This window comes from Kitasatospora sp. NPDC059973 (assembly GCF_042737525.1).
In the GTDB taxonomy this organism is placed as follows: Bacteria; Actinomycetota; Actinomycetes; order Streptomycetales; family Streptomycetaceae; genus Kitasatospora.
In genome coordinates, this window is the sequence record NZ_JBHWUI010000178.1 from 1 (window position 1) to 15,975 (window position 15,975).

Here is a 15,975-nt window from a genome sequence, read left to right on the forward strand (position 1 = left end):
ATGACGACGGCCTTGGCGCCCGTGTTCTGGAAGACCTGGACGTTGGCGACCAGCTTGGTGACGTCGTTCTGCGAGTTGCTCACCGGCAGGGTGTTGAGGCCCTGGGCGGTGGCGTCCTGCTTGACGTACTGCGCGTAGGAGTTCCAGAAGTCGGAGTCCGCACGCGGCAGGTCGATCCCGAGTGCGGGCTTGCCGCCGGCGGCGGAGTCCGACGCGCTGCCGCGGTTGCAGGCCGTGGCGGCCCCCGCCAGGACGATCACGGCGGCGGCCGTGGCCGCGATTCTGGAGGAGCGAGGCTTCATGGTGCTGATCTCCTTGGCTGGGATGTCCGGCTCCCCCGCGGGGGCAGGGAGCCGGTGTGGTGGGAGGCCGGGAGGCCCGTCTCCGGGTGGTGAAGCGGGGGTGGTTGAGCCGGATCTCCCTTCCCGGCCGTCATCCAGGAGGGAGGCCATGGATGCGGCGGTCGTGACAGGCGCGCCGGATCGTGCTCGCACTCCTCGAAGTCATCGGATGGATTGCGATCACGAGGACCATACGAGGTTGGCACCTGACTGACAATAGGGATACCTCGGACGAATCTCAACCGTAACGTGCGGGCTCCCGTCCCGGGTTGCCGGGAGTTCCTGTCCCGGTTCTGAGCTGGAGATTTGATGAACAGTGAGGAGACATGTGGCTCCCGGTCCCCGGTGGGTGCCGACAGACATCGGAGGACTTCTTGCGGTGCGTGGCCGGCACTCGTATGGTCAGGGCGTCACGGATACATCCGATGTGTTGGCCTGGTGAAGAGTCCCGGCCCGCAGACCTTAGGACGGGAGTCAGAGCGTGAAGCTACTGCGGATCGGACCGGCGGGAGGCGAGGTTCCGGCGGTCCTCGGCGATGACGGCCGGGTCTTCGACGTCTCGGGCCTGACCGGTGACATCGACGGGGCGTTCCTCGCCTCGGACGGGACCGAGGGCGTCCGCGCCGCCCTGGCCGCCGGAGAGCTTCCCCCGATCGACCCGGCCGGCCTGCGGATCGGCGCACCCGTCGCTCGGCCGGGCAAGGTCGTCTGCATCGGCCTCAACTACCGCGACCACGCCGAGGAGACCGGCGCCGCCGTCCCCACCCGGCCGGTGGTCTTCATGAAGGACCCGTCCACCGTGGTCGGCCCCCACGACCGGGTGCTGATCCCGCGCGGCTCGGCCAAGACGGACTGGGAGGTCGAACTCGCGGTCGTGATCGGCCGCGAGGCCCGCTACCTGGACTCGCCCCAGCGGGCCCTCGCCCATGTCGCGGGCTACGCGATCAGCAACGACGTGTCCGAGCGGGAGTTCCAGTTGGAGTACTCCGGGCAGTGGGACCTCGGCAAGTCCTGCGAGACCTTCAACCCGCTCGGCCCCTGGCTGGTCACCCCGGACGAGGCCGGCGACGTGCGGGCGCTAGGCCTTCGTCTGGCCGTCAACGGCGAGACCCGCCAGGACGGCAACACCAGGGACATGGTCTTCGACGTCCCGTACCTGGTCTGGTACCTCAGCCAGTACATGGTGCTGCGCCCCGGAGACGTCATCAACACCGGCACCCCGGCTGGCGTGGCCCTGGGCTTGCCCGGCACCCCCTACCTGCGCGCCGGCGACGCGGTCGAGCTGTCCATTGACGGCCTCGGCACCCAGCGCCAGACGTTCGCCAACGCGTGAAAGGCACCACGTTGTCCGCAACCACACCGCGGATCACCGCCGTCGACACCTACGACATCCGCTTCCCCACCTCGCGGGAGCTGGACGGGTCCGACGCCATGAATCCCGATCCCGACTACTCCGCCGCCTACGTCGTCCTGCGCACCTCCGACGGCGAGCCCGAGGGGCACGGGTTCACCTTCACCATCGGCCGCGGCAACGACGTCCAGGTCGCCGCCATCGACGCGCTGCGCCCGCACGTCGTCGGACGTTCCGTCGCCGAGCTGTGCGCCGACCCCGGCTCCCTCTCCCGCGACCTGATCGGCGACAGCCAGCTGCGCTGGCTCGGCCCCGAGAAGGGCGTGATGCACATGGCCGTCGGAGCCGTCCTCAACGCCGTCTGGGACCTCGCCGCCAAGCGCGCGGGCAAGCCGCTGTGGCAGCTGCTGGCCGACGCCGACCCCGAGTGGCTGGTGTCCCAGGTCGACTTCCGCTACATCGCCGACGCGCTGACGCCCGACGAGGCCCTCGAACTGCTGCGCAAGGGCAGACAGGGCGCCGCCGACCGTTCCCGGCACCTGCGGGAGGTCGGCTACCCCGCCTACACCACCTCGCCCGGCTGGCTGGGCTACAGCGACGAGAAGCTCACCCGCCTCGCCGCGCAGGCGGTGGCCGACGGCTTCACCCAGATCAAGCTGAAGGTCGGCGCCGACCTGGAGGACGACATCCGCCGCTGCCGCGTCGCCCGCGAGGCCGTCGGCCCGCGCATCCGGATGGCGATCGACGCCAACCAGCGCTGGAACGTGGCCGAGGCGATCGAGTGGACGAGCGCTCTTGCCGCGTTCGACCCCTACTGGATCGAGGAGCCCACCAGTCCCGACGACGTCCTCGGCCACGCCGCCATCCGGCGCGGTGTCCACCCGATCAAGGTCGCCACCGGCGAGCACGTGCAGAACCGGATCGTCTTCAAGCAACTGCTCCAGGCCGGTGCCATCGACGTCCTCCAGCTGGACTCGGCCCGGGTGGCCGGCGTCAACGAGAACCTCGCCATCCTGCTGCTCGCCGCCAGGTTCGACGTCCCGGTCTGCCCGCACGCCGGCGGGGTGGGCCTGTGCGAACTCGTCCAGCACCTGTCGATGTTCGACTACGTCGCGCTCTCCGGCACCACCGAGGACCGGGTGATCGAGTTCGTCGACCACTTGCACCAGCACTTCCTCGACCCGGTGGTCATCGACAACGGCCACTACCGGGCGCCCACCGCGCCCGGGTTCTCCGCCGAGATGGACCAGGCCGCCATCGACACCTACCGCTACCCAGACGGCGCTTTCTGGGCAGCCGACCTGGCCGGCGGCGGCAAGGAGGAGCTTTCATGAGGACCGACCTCGACGGGCTCACCGCCCTGGTCACCGGCGGCGCCTCCGGCATCGGCCTGGCCACCGCCCGACTGCTCGGCGAACGCGGTGCGGACGTCGCCGTCCTCGACCTCGACCCGAGTGGTGTCCACACCCCGCTGCGCGGCTTCACCGCCGACGTCGCCGACGACCACTCCGTACGCGCGGCCGTCCAGGCGGCGGCCGAGGCACTCGGCGGGATCGACATCCTGGTCAACAACGCCGGCATCGGCGCCGCCGGAACCGTGGAGGACAACCCGGACGAGCAGTGGCACCGCGTCCTGGACGTCAACGTGCTCGGCATCGTCCGCACCACCCGCGCCGCCCTGCCGTACCTGCGCCGCTCCGCCTCCGCCTCGGTGGTCAACACCTGCTCGATCGCCGCCACGGCCGGACTGCCGCAGCGCGCGCTGTACTCGGCGAGCAAGGGCGCCGTCCTCTCGCTCACCCTGGCCATGGCCGCCGACCACGTCCGCGAGGGCATCCGGGTCAACTGCGTCAACCCGGGCACCGTCGACACCCCCTGGGTCGGCCGGCTGCTCGACGCCGCCGACGACCCGGCCGCCGAACGCGCCGCACTGAACGCCCGCCAGCCCACCGGGCGGCTGGTCACCGCCGAGGAGGTCGCCGCGGCCATCGCCTACCTCGCCTCCCCGGCCGCCGCGAGTGTCACCGGCACCGCTCTCGCGGTCGACGGCGGCATGGCCGGTCTGCGTCTGCGACCGGAGCCGCGCCCGTGAAGCCGCGCCGCAACCCGCTCGGCCGCAGCACGGCCCGGGTCACCGCACTCGCCTTCGGCGCCGCCGGCATCGGCAACCTGTTCACCCCGGTCACCGACGAGCAGGCCGAACAGGCCGTCACCGCCGCCTGGGAGTCCGCCGTACGGTACTTCGACACCGCCCCGCACTACGGCCTGGGCCTGTCCGAGCGACGACTCGGCGAGGCCCTGCGGGCGTTCCCCCGGGAGCAGTACACGATCTCCACGAAGGTCGGACGCCTGCTGGAGCCGGCCCCCTCCGGCGGCGGCGACGACCTGGCCCACGGCTTCGCCGTGCCCTCCACCCACCACCGCGTGTGGGACTTCAGCGCCCAGGGGGTGCGCCGCTCTATCGAGGACAGCCTGAACCGGCTCGGCCTCGACCGGATCGACATCGCCTACCTGCACGACCCCGACGACCACGCCGATCAGGCACTCACCGAGGCCTACCCGGAACTCGAACGCCTGCGCGCCGAAGGCGTCCTGGGAGCGATCGGCGTCGGCATGAACCAGGCCGAGCTGCCCGCCCGGTTCATCCGCGAGACCGACCTCGACGTCGTCCTGCTGGCCGGCCGCTACAGCCTCCTCGACCAGCGGGGCCTTGCGGAGCTGCTGCCGCTGGCCCACCGGCGCGGCGTCGGCGTCGTGATCGGCGGTGTCTTCAACTCCGGCCTGCTCGCCGACCCGCGGCCCGGCGCCACCTTCGACTACACCGCGGCCCCCGCAGACCTGCTCGCCGGGGCGACCGACCTCAAGGCCGTCTGCGAGCGGCACGGCGTACCGCTGCGGGCCGCCGCCCTGCGGTTCCCGTTCGGGCACCCGGCGGTGACGAGCGTGCTGGTCGGCACCCGCAGCGCCGGCGAGGTCCGGGACGCCGCCGCCATGCTCCAGCACCCCGTTCCGGCGGCGCTCTGGGCAGAGTTCAAGGAACGCGGTCTGCTGTCCGCGGACGTCCCGACCCCCGAGGAGGTGAGCTGATGCGCATCGCCCTGTTCATCACCTGCTTCAACGACGCCCTCTTCCCCGACACCGGCCGCGCGGTGGTGACCGTGCTGGAGCGGCTCGGCCACCGCGTCGAGTTCCCCCGGGAACAGACCTGCTGCGGCCAGATGCACTTCAACACCGGCTACCGCCCCGAGGCCCTCCCGCTGGTGACCCGCTTCGCCCGGACCTTCGCCGACTACGCCGCCGTGGTCACCCCGTCCGCCTCCTGCGCCGGAATGGTCCGCGACAACCACCCCGTGCTCGCCCGGGAGCACGGACAGCCCGACCTCCAGCAGCAGGTCGCCGAACTGGTGCCCCGGGTGTACGAGTTCACCGAGTTCCTGACCGACGTTCTCGGCGTCACGGACGTCGGCGCCCGCTTCCCGCACCGCGTCGCCTACCACCCCACCTGTCACTCCCTGCGCGGCCTGCGGCTCGGCGACCGCCCGGACCGCCTGCTGCGCGCGGTCGAGGACATCGAGCTGGTCGACCTCCCCGCGGCCGACTCCTGCTGCGGCTTCGGCGGCACCTTCGCCGTCAAGAACGCCGACACCTCCGCCGCGATGCTCGCCGACAAGAACGCCGCCGTCCTGGACAGCGGAGCCGACGTCCTGTGCGCCGCCGACAACTCCTGCCTGATGCACATCGGCGGCGGACTGTCCCGCCAGGGCTCGGCCGTGCGGACCGTGCACCTGGCCGAGATCCTCGCCGCGACCGAAGGAACCGCACGATGACCGGCCCCGGCAGCCGTGGCGTCGTCTGGCTCGGCTCCCCGTCCTTCCCCGACGCCGCCCGCGAGGCGCTCGGCAACACCCAACTGCGCGCCAACCTGAAACGCGCCACCACGACCATCCGCGACAAGCGGCTCGCGGTCGTCTCCGAGCTGGACGACTGGGAGCACCTGCGCGACGCCGCCGCCGCGATCAAGAACCGCACCGCACGCCACCTCGACCACTACCTCGTCCAGTTGGAGGCCGCCGTCACCGCCGCGGGCGGATCCGTGCACTGGGCCTCGGACGCCACCGAGGCCAACCGCATCGTGACCGAACTCGTGCGGGCCACCGGTGAACACGAGGTGGTGAAGGTCAAGTCCATGGCGACCCAGGAGATCGGCCTCAACGAAGCCCTCGCCGAAGCCGGCATCACCGCCTACGAGACCGACCTCGCCGAACTCATCGTCCAGCTCGGCGACGACCGCCCCTCCCACATCCTCGTCCCCGCGATCCACCGCAACCGGACCGAGATCCGCGACCTCTTCGCCACCGAGATGGCCCACTGGGGGCGGCCCGCGCCCGAGAACCTCGGCGACGACCCGCGTGAACTCGCCGAAGCGGCCCGCCTGCACCTGAGGGAGAAGTTCCTCACCGCCAAGGTGGCCGTCTCGGGCGCCAACTTCGCCGTCGCCGACACCGGCACGGTCGTCGTCGTGGAGTCCGAGGGCAACGGCCGGATGTGCCTCACCCTGCCCGAGACGCTGATCACCGTCATGGGCATCGAGAAGACCGTCCCCACCTGGTCGGACCTGGAGGTCTTCCTCCAGCTGCTGCCCCGCTCCTCCACCGGCGAGCGGATGAACCCCTACACCTCCACCTGGACCGGGCTGGGTCCGACCGGAGTGGCCGACGGCGACGGGCCGAGGGAGTTCCACCTGGTGCTGCTCGACAACGGCCGCACCGACACCCTCGCCGACGAGGTCGGACGGCAGGTCCTCGGCTGCATCCGCTGCTCGGCCTGCCTCAACGTCTGCCCCGTCTTCGAGCGCACCGGCGGCCACGCCTACGGCTCGGTGTACCCGGGACCGATCGGCGCCGTCCTCACCCCGCAACTGGTCGGCGCCGGCAGTGACACCAGGAGCGGGGCGGCCACCCTGCCGTTCGCCTCCACCCTGTGCGGCGCCTGCTACGACGCCTGCCCCGTGAAGATCGACATCCCGGAGGTGCTGGCGCACCTCAGGGCCAGGGCCGTCGAGGCCAAGCGGCGACCGCTCGACCCGGAGGGGCTGGCCATGAAGGCCGCCGCCACCGTCCTCGACTCCCCGCGGCTGCTCTCCGCGGCCCAGAAGGCCGCCGCGCTCGGCGGCAGGGTCCTCGCCAGGGACGGGCGGATCGGCCGACTGCCAGGCCCGTTGCACGGTTGGTCGGACACCCGCGACACCCCCGCACCTCCGGCCGAGTCATTCCGCACCTGGTGGCGCAAGAACAGGGAAGGTGAACGATGAGCAGCCGTGAGGCAGTCCTCGGCCGCATCCGGGCGGCGCTCGCCGACGTCCCCGCCGACGAACGGCCCGACGACGTCCCCGTACCCCGCGCCTACCGCCGCAGCCACACCGGGCCGGGCGAGGACACCGTCGCCCTGTTCGCCGAGCGCCTCGCCGACTACCGTGCGAACGTCACCCGCACCGACCAGGCGGGCCTGCCGGCCGCCATCGCCGCCGCGCTCACCGCGTGCGGCGCGAAGAACCTGGCACTGCCCGGCGGCTTTCCCGCCGAGCTGCTGCCGCCCGGCGACTGGCAGTGGCACCGGGAACCGCTGGACGTCCAGGCCCTGAACGCCTTGGACGGCGCCTGCACCCTCGCCGCCGCCGGCATCGCCGTCACCGGCACCATCGTCCTCGACACCGGCCCGGGCCAGGGCCGCCGCGCCCTCACCCTCGTCCCCGACTACCATCTGTGCGTCATCCGCGCCGGACAGATCGCCGCCGACGTCCCCGACGCCCTCGCCCGCCTCGACCCCGCGCTGCCGCTGACCTTCATCTCGGGACCCTCCGCCACCAGCGACATCGAACTCGACCGCGTCGAGGGCGTGCACGGCCCCCGCACCCTGCACGTCGTCATCGTCGACCACCCCACCCACCCGGAGAAGCCTTGAGTGTCGCCCTGCACACCCGCCTCCGCCCGGACCGGATCGCCGAGTACGAGGCCGCCCACCGGGACGTGCCCGCCGGACTCGTCGCAGCCATCCGGGCCGCCGGCGTCACCTCGTGGAGGATCTGGCGCAGCGGGTGCGACCTGTTCCACCTGCTGGAGTGCGAGGACTACGCCCGGCTCCTCGCCGAGCTGGAGCACCTCCCGGTGAACGTCGCCTGGCAGGAGAGGATGGGCGAACTGCTCGACATCAGCCACGACTACTCCGACGCCGGTGCCGGGGCCGGCCTCCCGGTGGTGTGGGAGCTGTGACCGGGCGTCAGATCGTCGACGCGCACCACCACGTCTGGGACCTCGACACGCGGCCGCAGCCCTGGATCAGCGGCGAGGCCCTCGCTCCGCTGGCCCGCTCCTTCACCGCCGCCGACCTCGCCCCCGAAGCCGCGGAGGCCGCAGTGGCCGCCACGGTCGTCGTGCAGACCGTGTGCGTCCCCGAGGAGACCCCCGAACTGCTGGCGCTGGCCGACGGCAGCGACCTGATCGCCGGCGTCGTCGGCTGGACCGACCTCACCGCCCCCGACGTTGCCGACGCGCTCGCCGCCCTGCGTGAACTCCGCGGCGGGGAAAGGCTGGTGGGCATCAGGCACCAGGTCCAGGAGGAGTCCGACCCCGCGTGGCTGCTGCGCCCCGACGTCCAGCGCGGCCTGCTCGCCGTCGCCGAGGCGGGCCTCGCCTACGACCTCGTCGTCAAGCCGCACCAGCTGCCCGCCGCCGCCCTCGCGGCCGCCCGGCTCACCGGGCTGACGTTCGTCCTCGACCACCTCGGCAAACCCCCGGTCGCCGACGGCACGCTCCACCCCTGGGCAGCCGACCTGCGCCACCTGGCCGCGCTGCCCAACACCGTGGCAAAGCTCTCCGGCCTGGTGACCGAGACCGCGCCCGGCCGGTGGCGGACGGAGGACCTCACGCCGTACGCCGACACCGCCCTGGAGGCCTTCGGCCCGCAGCGGCTCCTCTTCGGCTCCGACTGGCCGGTGTGCACCCTGGAGGCCGGCTACACCGAGGTCGTCCGGATCGCCCGGCGCCTCGTGGACGGACTCAGCGCGGGGGAGAAGGACGCGGTGTTCCGGCACAACGCCGTCCGCGTGTACGGGCTCGGACTTGTCTGACGACTCCCGCCGCGCCGCGCATCGTCAGGCGAGCCCTCGGTGCCCCGTGTCGGCCCGCGGAGGGGCGCGCCGCCCCGCCGGGACCGTAGCCGGCCCGGACGAATACGGCCTCTGCGCGGGGCAGCCGTCGTACGGAAGGCGTCCGGTGGATCTTGCCGGACGGCCTTGACCGATCGCGATCAGGGCGGCTCCGGGCAGGTGCCGGGGAGACTATGCTGCAGGGATCAGGACCAGGGAGGCAACGGCGTGCCAGTCACCGACTCGGCGATCGAGAAGATCAAAGCCATGATCGTCAATGGTGAGCTGCACCCCGGTTCGCGACTCCCCAATGAGGCCGACCTGGCCGAGCGGCTCGGTCTGTCGCGCAACTCCCTGCGTGAAGCGGTGAAGGCCCTCTCGCTCATCCGGGTACTCGACGTACGCCAGGGCGACGGCACGTACGTGACGAGCCTGGAGCCCAACCTGCTGCTGGACGCGCTGGGCTTCGTCGTCGACTTCCACCAGGACGACTCGGTGCTGGAGTTCCTGGAGGTCCGCCGCATCCTGGAGCCCGCCGCCGCAGCCATGGCCGCCCGGGTGATGCCGGACGAGGACATCGCCGCGCTCGGGGAGGTCCTGGAGAGCCTGAGCGATGACGCCGGCCTGCAAGAGCTGATCGACAATGACCTCGAGTTCCACCGCAGGATCGCGGCCGGTTCGGGCAACACCGTCCTCTGCTCGCTGATCGACGGCCTGTCCGGCCCGACCGCCCGGGCGCGGATCTGGCGCGGGCTGACCGAGGAGGGCGCGGTCGACCGGACCCGCCAGCAGCACCGCGCCATCCTCGACGCCATCGCCCACCGCCGCCCCGACCTCGCCCACGCCTGGGCGACGGTGCACGTGGCAGGTGTCGAGCAGTGGCTGCGGGACACCCTCGGCGCAGCCGGATCCTCGCTCGGCTGACGCGGGGTGCGTGAAGGCCGCCAGGAGTATCGGGTCCCTCTGCGTCGGGCCCGCCCCGCCTGCGGGGTACGGGAGACGGCCCGTGAGGGCCCGTCACGGTCCCGCGCGGCCCAGCCGGAAGCCGGTTGGCTGCCAGGTCCGGTCCGTCGCTGTCGCCGCCGTTCCAGGGAGGTTCGAGGTGTGCTCGTCCGGGTGACCGGTTCGTCGTCCGGGTGTCTGAACCGCTGGACGTGTGCGGAGCGTTGTCAGTACGGGGCCGCTGAACGGGGGCTCCGTACCATCGGCGGGGCGGGGGAGCGCTACCGCGCCGCCACGAACAGCAGCCCGGGAGCGGTCCGAATCCCCGGGCTCGTGACGCCGGAGCGGTCCGCCGCGACCTGGCCGCCGCCGACCTCGTCCCGCTCATGTGCGGTATCGCCTACGCCGTCAACGTCCACGGCGGCACACCCGCCGACCGGATCGACACCGCGCGCCGCTACCTGGCCACACTCCTCGAAGGACTGCACACCACGTCACAGCACGCGTGAGAACGCCGCCCCCGCACCAACCGGGGCGGGTCCGTCCCTGCCGCCACGATCTGTAGGGCACACCGGTCTGCGATCGCCGTCCCCTGGGGAATCGTGACCACGGGGGTGGGGAATTCCGTGAGGGCGGAAACGGTCGAAGACGAGGAATTCCGTGACCGCTGACACCGCCCGACCCGGCCTGCGGCCCCGGTGCCACCACGGCGGTGGTGCTGGGGCCGCGGCATGCCATCGACCTCGTCACTTGCTGCCGCGGACCGGTCGAGTTCGACCTCGCCCATGCGCCCGAGGAGGTCGCAGAGCACTACGCGGGGGTCGACGAGGACCTGATCCACCGGTGCCGCGCGGTGGACTGGACGATGTTGTCGGCCTGGCGCTGGCGACGGAACGACCAGATGCCCGACCGCGACCACTGGCGAGCGGAGGGGCTCAACCTGGCCGGGCCGCCCTCGCCCGCTGCGGACGGGGCTCCGGGCGGAGTCCCCCGCCCGGGTGAAGGCGCGAGCGGCCCGGGGGCGGCGGGCGCCGCCGCCCGGAGCACGGATCCGCGAAGTGATGCTGCGGTCCGGTCGAACGTGTATCACGGTTGGACCTGCTCGGCAGCCTGCTCCAGGCGTGCCCGTGCGGAGTCATGGACGATTCCCCGTACGAGGCGGTGTTCGACGAGCCGGGGGAGCAGCGTCCGGCCGACGACGTCGTCTGGGAGTGGGTGCGCTGGTGCGTGGCGATGCGCGAGGCGGCGCTCCTGGAGGAGATGCACGTCGACGATGCCTCCCGCTGGCACCGGCTCGGTGACGGCACGTTCGATGCACTGCGCGCCGGGTTGGCCCCGCGGGCCCGGCTGGCGCTCTGGCCGGACCTCTCCACCGATGTCCCCGCAGTTGTGGCCGGCCTCCCGGACGGGGCCTGGTCGAATTCGTCTGGGAGGACCGGGACGGCCGGATCGCCAGCACGGTCGCCGACGAGACCCAGTTCACGGCACTGGCCGCCCAGCTCTGCGGTGTCCGTGCCTGCCGTCCTGCCGATGGCCGTCGATGGGCGCGGTCCCGTGTTCACGGCCGTGCTGCCCGACGGGGACGGCGTCCTGCGCGCCCGGTGGCGCACGGAGGCGACCCCGAGCGACCGGGACTGGGGTGTTCTAGCCGGCTGGCTGCACGGTCCAGTGGTGCGGCTCGATGGGGGCCGGCCTCACCACGAGCCGGCCGGTCACGCCGGGATCGTCGACCAGCTTCCCCCACGAGGCGGACCGGTCGCCGGGGGTGTGCTCGATGTCGGCCCACACCGTGCTGCCGGGGCCGGCGGAGCCGTAGAAGACGGTCCATTCGGCGTACCGGTCGCAGTTGTCGCTGATCCCCACCTTGTGGTCGTCCGTCAACCTCAGGCAGCCGCGAGGGGCCGAGTTCGGCACGGAGACGTTCATCGTTCCGTTGGGCCGTTGCTGTACCTGCCAGTTCGCCGAGGTGTACGTGCTGTCCGTGCAGTCGCCCAGTGACACTGTGCCGACAGGTCCGTGCAGCTTGGGCCAGACCAGGCACTTGCCGTCCGTGAGGGCCGCGAACCGGTAGACCCCGTCGATGAGGGGGGCGGCGTGGGCGGGCTGCGTGAGCGCCGAAGTGGCCGCGATGGCGGCGGCCATGAGGGCGATGACTCGTGAACGCATGGGACGAACTCCTCGAACAGCCGTGGTCGGACCGGTCGCACGGCACTGACACGGTTTCACACGATCCGCCGGAGACGGCGACGGCACCGATCATGGAACACCGGCCTGCCCGGGGCGCAGTCGGCGGTCGTCTCCGTCACTCGCCTGGCTGAGTCACGTCACCCGACGGTGTGGCGGCTCGGGCTGCGGGTGTCGTACGTCAGCGGCCCAAGGGCGGGCGGGCATCGAAGTGATGTTCGGGGACGATCGGCCCTCGGAGGTCGTGCGGACGATCGAGGGGAAAGATGTCGAGTCATATTCGTTCACTGTGTGACCAATATGAAAAGTAGCTCCGGTCCATACTTGCCGAACCTTTACCCTGATCGACGGACCGGACTGACGACCTGTCAGTTCGACTGCCGATCAGAGGTGGAGAACCAGTGCTGAGAAGCCCGCGTCCGCCCATGCCGATCACCGCCCGAAGCCGTCGCACCGGCCGCCGTCCGCTCGGCGCCGCCACGGCCGTCGCCGTCACCTCCGCGCTCCTGCTGCTGGGCCTGGGGGGCGTCGCCCCCGGGGCCGGCGCCAGCCCGGCCGACACCACCGTCGGGGCGTCCGCGCTGGTGAAGACCGTGCAGAACGCCACCCACCCGGGTGCCGCCACCGCCGAGCACGGCGACACCCTGAACTGGGCCGTCACCTACCGCGGCGGCACCTCCGGCGGCGCCGCCGCGCCCGCCGTCGTCACCGACCCGATCGCGGGCGCGGGCGACTCCCAGACGTACGTACCCGGTTCGCTGAAGGTCCCGCCCGGGTGGACGCCGTCCTGGTCGACCGACGGAAGCACGTTCGGCGCCACCGACACCGGCCCCGCGACCACCGCCGTCCGGGCCGAGAACCCGGTGCTGCGCGGCGTCGGCACCGGCGTCTCCCCGCTGCTGCTCGCCCCCGTCCAGCCGACCGCGCAGTCCACCGGCGGCGACGGGTTCACCCCGATCCTGCACCGGACGGCGTCCGGCGAGATCCAGTCCTGGAACATCTACCACCACGCCGCGCGTAGCGCCCCGCAGGTGGTCTGCCTCAGCCTGACGGCCGGTCAGCCCTGCACCGGCGGCCCCTGGCCGCGGCCGCTGAACACCACCGTCGGCCCGCTCGGCAGCGGCGCCACCGGTGACATCGGCAGCCCGCTCACCCCGCAGTACGTGTTCGACCCCGCGCACCCGAACCAGGTGCTGTACCCCGCCGTCACCGCCGCCGCGGTCGGCGTCGGCTGCCTGGACCTCGACGCGCAGGCGAACTGCGGCTTCACCGCCCTCACGCCCACTGGCGGCTCGCCCAGCAGCGTCAACAACCTCGCGGGCCTGGTGCGTTCCGGCGACAACCTGTACGGCGTCGCCAGCAACGGCCGGGTGCTCTGCCTGGCGCTCGCCACCCGCACCCCGTGCGCCGGCCAACCGTACGCGCCCGTCGCCCCAGGCAACCGTGACCTGCCGAGCACGCCCACCGCGCTCTACTTCGGCGCGCTCACCGCGATCGGCGACAAGGTCTTCGTCTCCAGCTCGCCGCAGGCCGGCACCTCCACCGTCCCCGGGCCGCCCGCGCTCGGCTGCTTTGACACCGCCGCCCTCAGCGCCTGCGCGGGCTGGGACACCCAGCACCCCGCCGGGCCGAACGCCAACTACTACACCTACAACGCCTACACCGCGTACGACACCGCCGGGCACCCCGACGGCGTCTGCACCAGCACCGTCGGCGGCGCGAACGTCCTGACCACCTGCTACGGCCTGGACGGCTCCGTGCACGCCGCGCCGAGCAGTCTCGGCGCGCTGGCCGGCAACGTGCTGACCTTCAACCCCGAGACCGTCACCACCGGTACCGGCACCCGCAGCTACTTCCCGATCTGGGGCGGCGGGGTGGCCGGCGCGACCGTCTGCCACGACTGGGCCACCGGCGGCCCCTGCGCGGGCTTCCCGCTCCCGGCCGGGCACCCGAGTGCCCACGGCGGCGACACCCGCGACTACGGCTACAGCTACGACTCCACGACCCGTTGCCTGATCGGCCTCGGCGACGCCGGCGTGCTGTTCTCGCTCGACCCGACGACCGGCGCCAGCCCTTGTGTGCACAGCGGCGCCTCGGTCACCCTCGAACCCGGCAACTTCTACTGCGACGGCGCGAGCGGCCACGTCCAGGGCTACGACAAGGTCCGGCTGACCGACATCGACCTCTCGCACATCACCCTGTCGGCGTCCCGAGTCCTGGTCACCGACCCCGACGGCACGCCCGTCGCGACCCCGGCGCTCGGCGCGGACGGCACGGTCGACCTGTCCGGCATCTCCGTCACCGCGCACCCGGCCCTCACCGTCACCGCGCAGCTGGTGCTGACCACCTCCGCGGACTTCACCAACGGCAACCACCCCTCCCTGGTCGTCGAGTACCGGGGTGACGGGCCGCAGGTCTGCTTCCGCACCACCGTCGCGGCCGCCTGCACCGCCACCGCCGTCACCAACACCGCGAACGGTAGCGACGCGAACGGCGCGCTCACCTCCAACACCGTCACCACCGCGGTCGCGCCCGGCACCGGCTGCCAGCCCCGGGTCACCGTGGAGAAGGAGATCTGCGGCTCCGCCAACTCCCACGACTGTCTGCCCGGCGGCCCCGGGCCCTGGGCCAAGACCAGCCCCGTGGGACTGCTGGGCCTGCTCGGCACCGCGCACTGGCGAATCACCGTCAGCAACGCCGGACCGGTCGACGCCGCGTCCGTCACCGTCAACGACGCCAGCACGCCCGCCTGCCGGCAGGCCGCCGGCACCTTCGCCCTCGCGGCCGGCACCAGCCGCGCCGTCTACTGCGACTCCCTGCTGCTGGCGCTCCCGCTGAAGAACACCGCCTCCGCGAGCTTCGTCGCCGCGAACGCGCCCGCCGGCACCACCCCCACCACCACCGCCCCGTCCGCGGCGGTGGCCTGCTCCCTGCTCTGCATCCTGGCGGTGCCCGGCAAGGACTGACCCGCCCCCGATCGGTACGCCCGACGCCCCGCCCCCGAACAGGTGGATTCGACAACTCGCCGCAACCCGGCGGGGGTTGGGGGCTGGGAGCGTCTTCAGGCAGCTCGAAGAAGCGCTTGGCTGGGGTGTCCCAGCCAAGCGTCTGCCTGGGCTTGGGGTTGAGTAGGCGCTAGAGGGCGGTATGTCCATTTCCGGATGATCTGGTGCCGCCCGTTCGCGGGTGCGGAGTCGTTCGGGCTGACGTGCACGTCGTGTGCATGATGGCATCGGGGGATGAAACGGACGCCGTACTCAACGGATTCGTCCGACGGGCACTGGGCCTTGGTCGAGCCGCTGCCCACGGCCTGGAAGCAGGAGCGGGTGTCGCGCTCGGCGACCCGGGAGCCGACCGACGCCGATCGCGCCCTGGCCGCCGCCGTCGACCCGCGCATGACGGCGCCCGCGATGGCTCCGGAGGCGGCCGCGAGAGCGGCCTTCCACTTCGCCGACGTGCCGATCTACTCACAGCTGGCAGCCTCATGGTGGGTGAGTGGCCGGACCGTGCCACTGCACTGCCTCGGGCAGGGCCTGGCGGATCGCCTCGCCGTAGGAGCCGGAGCCGTCGCGGCAGACGTATTCGGCACCGGGGTGCTCGCGCAGCCACGCGACCAGGGTCGGAGTGGTGCGGTCGGGCAGGATGTCGATCCGCTCTCTACCGAGGGCGGGTCGAGAAAGAGATCCTGCCCCGGGCAGCGGCGTATTTCGCACGGGAGAAGAAGTGAGGGCCCGCCGCTGGGACTTCATCTCCGCCCACGCCGGTGAGTTCGGTGTCCAGCGGTTGTGCGAGGTCCTTGACGCCGCCCGGTCTGGGTACTACGCCTGGCGGGCCGGTGCCCGGGCCCGCGCCGATCGGGCGGCGGCCGAGGCCGCACTCGTGCGCGCGATCCGCGACGTCCACCAGGAGACCCGGGGCGCTTAGAGGTCCTAACAAAAGTCGTAGTCGCGTGACTGTCGGTTGATGTGCTCGTTAGTCCGTCCGTGGGGAAGAGGGAGTCTCGTCCGTGGGTC

The 15,975-nt window shown here is 72.3% G+C and carries 15 protein-coding genes and 2 pseudogenes; 14 read left to right on the forward strand and 3 right to left on the reverse strand.

Translation table 11 applies throughout. From position 1 onward, the window contains the following. Positions 1-302: pseudogene (locus tag ACFWA9_RS32840) on the reverse strand (sugar ABC transporter substrate-binding protein); the annotation flags it as partial. Positions 303-822: 520 nt separating this feature from the next. Here ACFWA9_RS32840 and ACFWA9_RS32845 point away from each other — a divergent pair. The 12 genes and pseudogenes from ACFWA9_RS32845 to ACFWA9_RS32900 form a co-directional block, all read left to right on the forward strand. Further along, positions 823-1,674: a fumarylacetoacetate hydrolase family protein gene (locus tag ACFWA9_RS32845; protein ID WP_380392111.1), complete on the forward strand. Its 852-nt coding sequence runs from the start codon at positions 823-825 to the stop codon at positions 1,672-1,674. Between the two features lie 11 nt (positions 1,675-1,685). Continuing rightward, positions 1,686-3,026 carry an L-fuconate dehydratase gene (locus ACFWA9_RS32850; protein ID WP_380392114.1) on the forward strand — a complete coding sequence of 447 codons (1,341 nt, stop codon included), beginning with the start codon at positions 1,686-1,688 and terminating at the stop codon, positions 3,024-3,026. After that, on the forward strand, positions 3,023-3,784 hold the full coding sequence (locus tag ACFWA9_RS32855; RefSeq protein ID WP_380392117.1) for an SDR family NAD(P)-dependent oxidoreductase: 762 nt from the start codon (positions 3,023-3,025) through the stop codon (positions 3,782-3,784). The genes ACFWA9_RS32850 and ACFWA9_RS32855 overlap by 4 nt, the downstream gene beginning before the upstream one ends. Next, the gene (locus ACFWA9_RS32860) at positions 3,781-4,779 is read left to right on the forward strand and encodes an aldo/keto reductase (protein ID WP_380392120.1); all 999 of its coding nucleotides are present in this window, start codon (positions 3,781-3,783) and stop codon (positions 4,777-4,779) included. Before ACFWA9_RS32855 ends, ACFWA9_RS32860 begins: the two co-directional genes overlap by 4 nt. Further along, positions 4,779-5,519 carry a (Fe-S)-binding protein gene (locus ACFWA9_RS32865; protein ID WP_380392123.1) on the forward strand — a complete coding sequence of 247 codons (741 nt, stop codon included), beginning with the start codon at positions 4,779-4,781 and terminating at the stop codon, positions 5,517-5,519. The genes ACFWA9_RS32860 and ACFWA9_RS32865 overlap by 1 nt, the downstream gene beginning before the upstream one ends. Beyond that, a complete protein-coding gene (locus tag ACFWA9_RS32870; protein ID WP_380392126.1) occupies positions 5,516-7,003 on the forward strand; it encodes a lactate utilization protein B in 1,488 nt (495 codons plus the stop codon). The genes ACFWA9_RS32865 and ACFWA9_RS32870 overlap by 4 nt, the downstream gene beginning before the upstream one ends. Continuing rightward, complete coding sequence (locus tag ACFWA9_RS32875; RefSeq protein WP_380392129.1) at positions 7,000-7,653, forward strand: lactate utilization protein C; 654 nt, start codon at positions 7,000-7,002, stop codon at positions 7,651-7,653. Before ACFWA9_RS32870 ends, ACFWA9_RS32875 begins: the two co-directional genes overlap by 4 nt. After that, positions 7,650-7,961 carry an L-rhamnose mutarotase gene (locus tag ACFWA9_RS32880; protein WP_380392132.1) on the forward strand — a complete coding sequence of 104 codons (312 nt, stop codon included), beginning with the start codon at positions 7,650-7,652 and terminating at the stop codon, positions 7,959-7,961. Before ACFWA9_RS32875 ends, ACFWA9_RS32880 begins: the two co-directional genes overlap by 4 nt. After that, positions 7,958-8,818, forward strand: a complete 861-nt coding sequence (locus ACFWA9_RS32885; RefSeq protein WP_380392135.1) for an amidohydrolase family protein — start codon at positions 7,958-7,960, stop codon at positions 8,816-8,818. The genes ACFWA9_RS32880 and ACFWA9_RS32885 overlap by 4 nt, the downstream gene beginning before the upstream one ends. Before the next feature lie 246 nt (positions 8,819-9,064). Further along, positions 9,065-9,760, forward strand: coding sequence for a FadR/GntR family transcriptional regulator (locus ACFWA9_RS32890; protein ID WP_380392138.1), 696 nt, complete (start codon positions 9,065-9,067; stop codon positions 9,758-9,760). A 404-nt stretch (positions 9,761-10,164) separates the two neighbouring features. Beyond that, complete coding sequence (locus ACFWA9_RS32895) at positions 10,165-10,287, forward strand: hypothetical protein (RefSeq protein WP_380392141.1); 123 nt, start codon at positions 10,165-10,167, stop codon at positions 10,285-10,287. A 227-nt stretch (positions 10,288-10,514) separates the two neighbouring features. Continuing rightward, positions 10,515-10,780 (forward strand): annotated as a pseudogene (locus ACFWA9_RS32900) (aminoglycoside phosphotransferase family protein); the annotation flags it as partial. Positions 10,781-11,422: 642 nt separating this feature from the next. Here ACFWA9_RS32900 and ACFWA9_RS32905 read toward each other — a convergent pair. Next, the gene (locus ACFWA9_RS32905) at positions 11,423-11,944 is read right to left on the reverse strand and encodes a hypothetical protein (protein WP_380392144.1); all 522 of its coding nucleotides are present in this window, start codon (positions 11,942-11,944) and stop codon (positions 11,423-11,425) included. A 443-nt stretch (positions 11,945-12,387) separates the two neighbouring features. On the opposite strand from ACFWA9_RS32905, the gene ACFWA9_RS32910 reads away from it, so the two are divergent. Further along, positions 12,388-14,928, forward strand: coding sequence for a hypothetical protein (locus tag ACFWA9_RS32910; protein ID WP_380392146.1), 2,541 nt, complete (start codon positions 12,388-12,390; stop codon positions 14,926-14,928). A 516-nt stretch (positions 14,929-15,444) separates the two neighbouring features. Here the strand turns inward: ACFWA9_RS32910 and ACFWA9_RS32915 are convergent. Further along, positions 15,445-15,675 (reverse strand): hypothetical protein, encoded by a 231-nt coding sequence (locus tag ACFWA9_RS32915; protein ID WP_380392149.1) that lies wholly within the window; start codon positions 15,673-15,675, stop codon positions 15,445-15,447. 10 nt (positions 15,676-15,685) lie between these two features. On the opposite strand from ACFWA9_RS32915, the gene ACFWA9_RS32920 reads away from it, so the two are divergent. Continuing rightward, positions 15,686-15,886: a hypothetical protein gene (locus ACFWA9_RS32920; RefSeq protein WP_380392151.1), complete on the forward strand. Its 201-nt coding sequence runs from the start codon at positions 15,686-15,688 to the stop codon at positions 15,884-15,886. The last annotated feature ends 89 nt before the right edge of the window (positions 15,887-15,975 follow it).

Excerpts from the sequence above, each read along its gene's own strand:
- ACFWA9_RS32855 (WP_380392117.1), top strand. The coding sequence starts at position 3,023 with ATGAGGACCGACCTCGACGGGCTCACCGCCCTGGTCACCGGCGGCGCC.
- ACFWA9_RS32865 (WP_380392123.1), top strand. The coding sequence starts at position 4,779 with ATGCGCATCGCCCTGTTCATCACCTGCTTCAACGACGCCCTCTTCCCC.
- ACFWA9_RS32910 (WP_380392146.1), top strand. The coding sequence starts at position 12,388 with ATGCCGATCACCGCCCGAAGCCGTCGCACCGGCCGCCGTCCGCTCGGC.
- ACFWA9_RS32870 (WP_380392126.1), top strand. The coding sequence starts at position 5,516 with ATGACCGGCCCCGGCAGCCGTGGCGTCGTCTGGCTCGGCTCCCCGTCC.
- ACFWA9_RS32895 (WP_380392141.1), top strand. The coding sequence starts at position 10,165 with ATGTGCGGTATCGCCTACGCCGTCAACGTCCACGGCGGCACACCCGCC.
- ACFWA9_RS32875 (WP_380392129.1), top strand. The coding sequence starts at position 7,000 with ATGAGCAGCCGTGAGGCAGTCCTCGGCCGCATCCGGGCGGCGCTCGCC.
- ACFWA9_RS32905 (WP_380392144.1), bottom strand. The coding sequence starts at position 11,944 with ATGCGTTCACGAGTCATCGCCCTCATGGCCGCCGCCATCGCGGCCACT.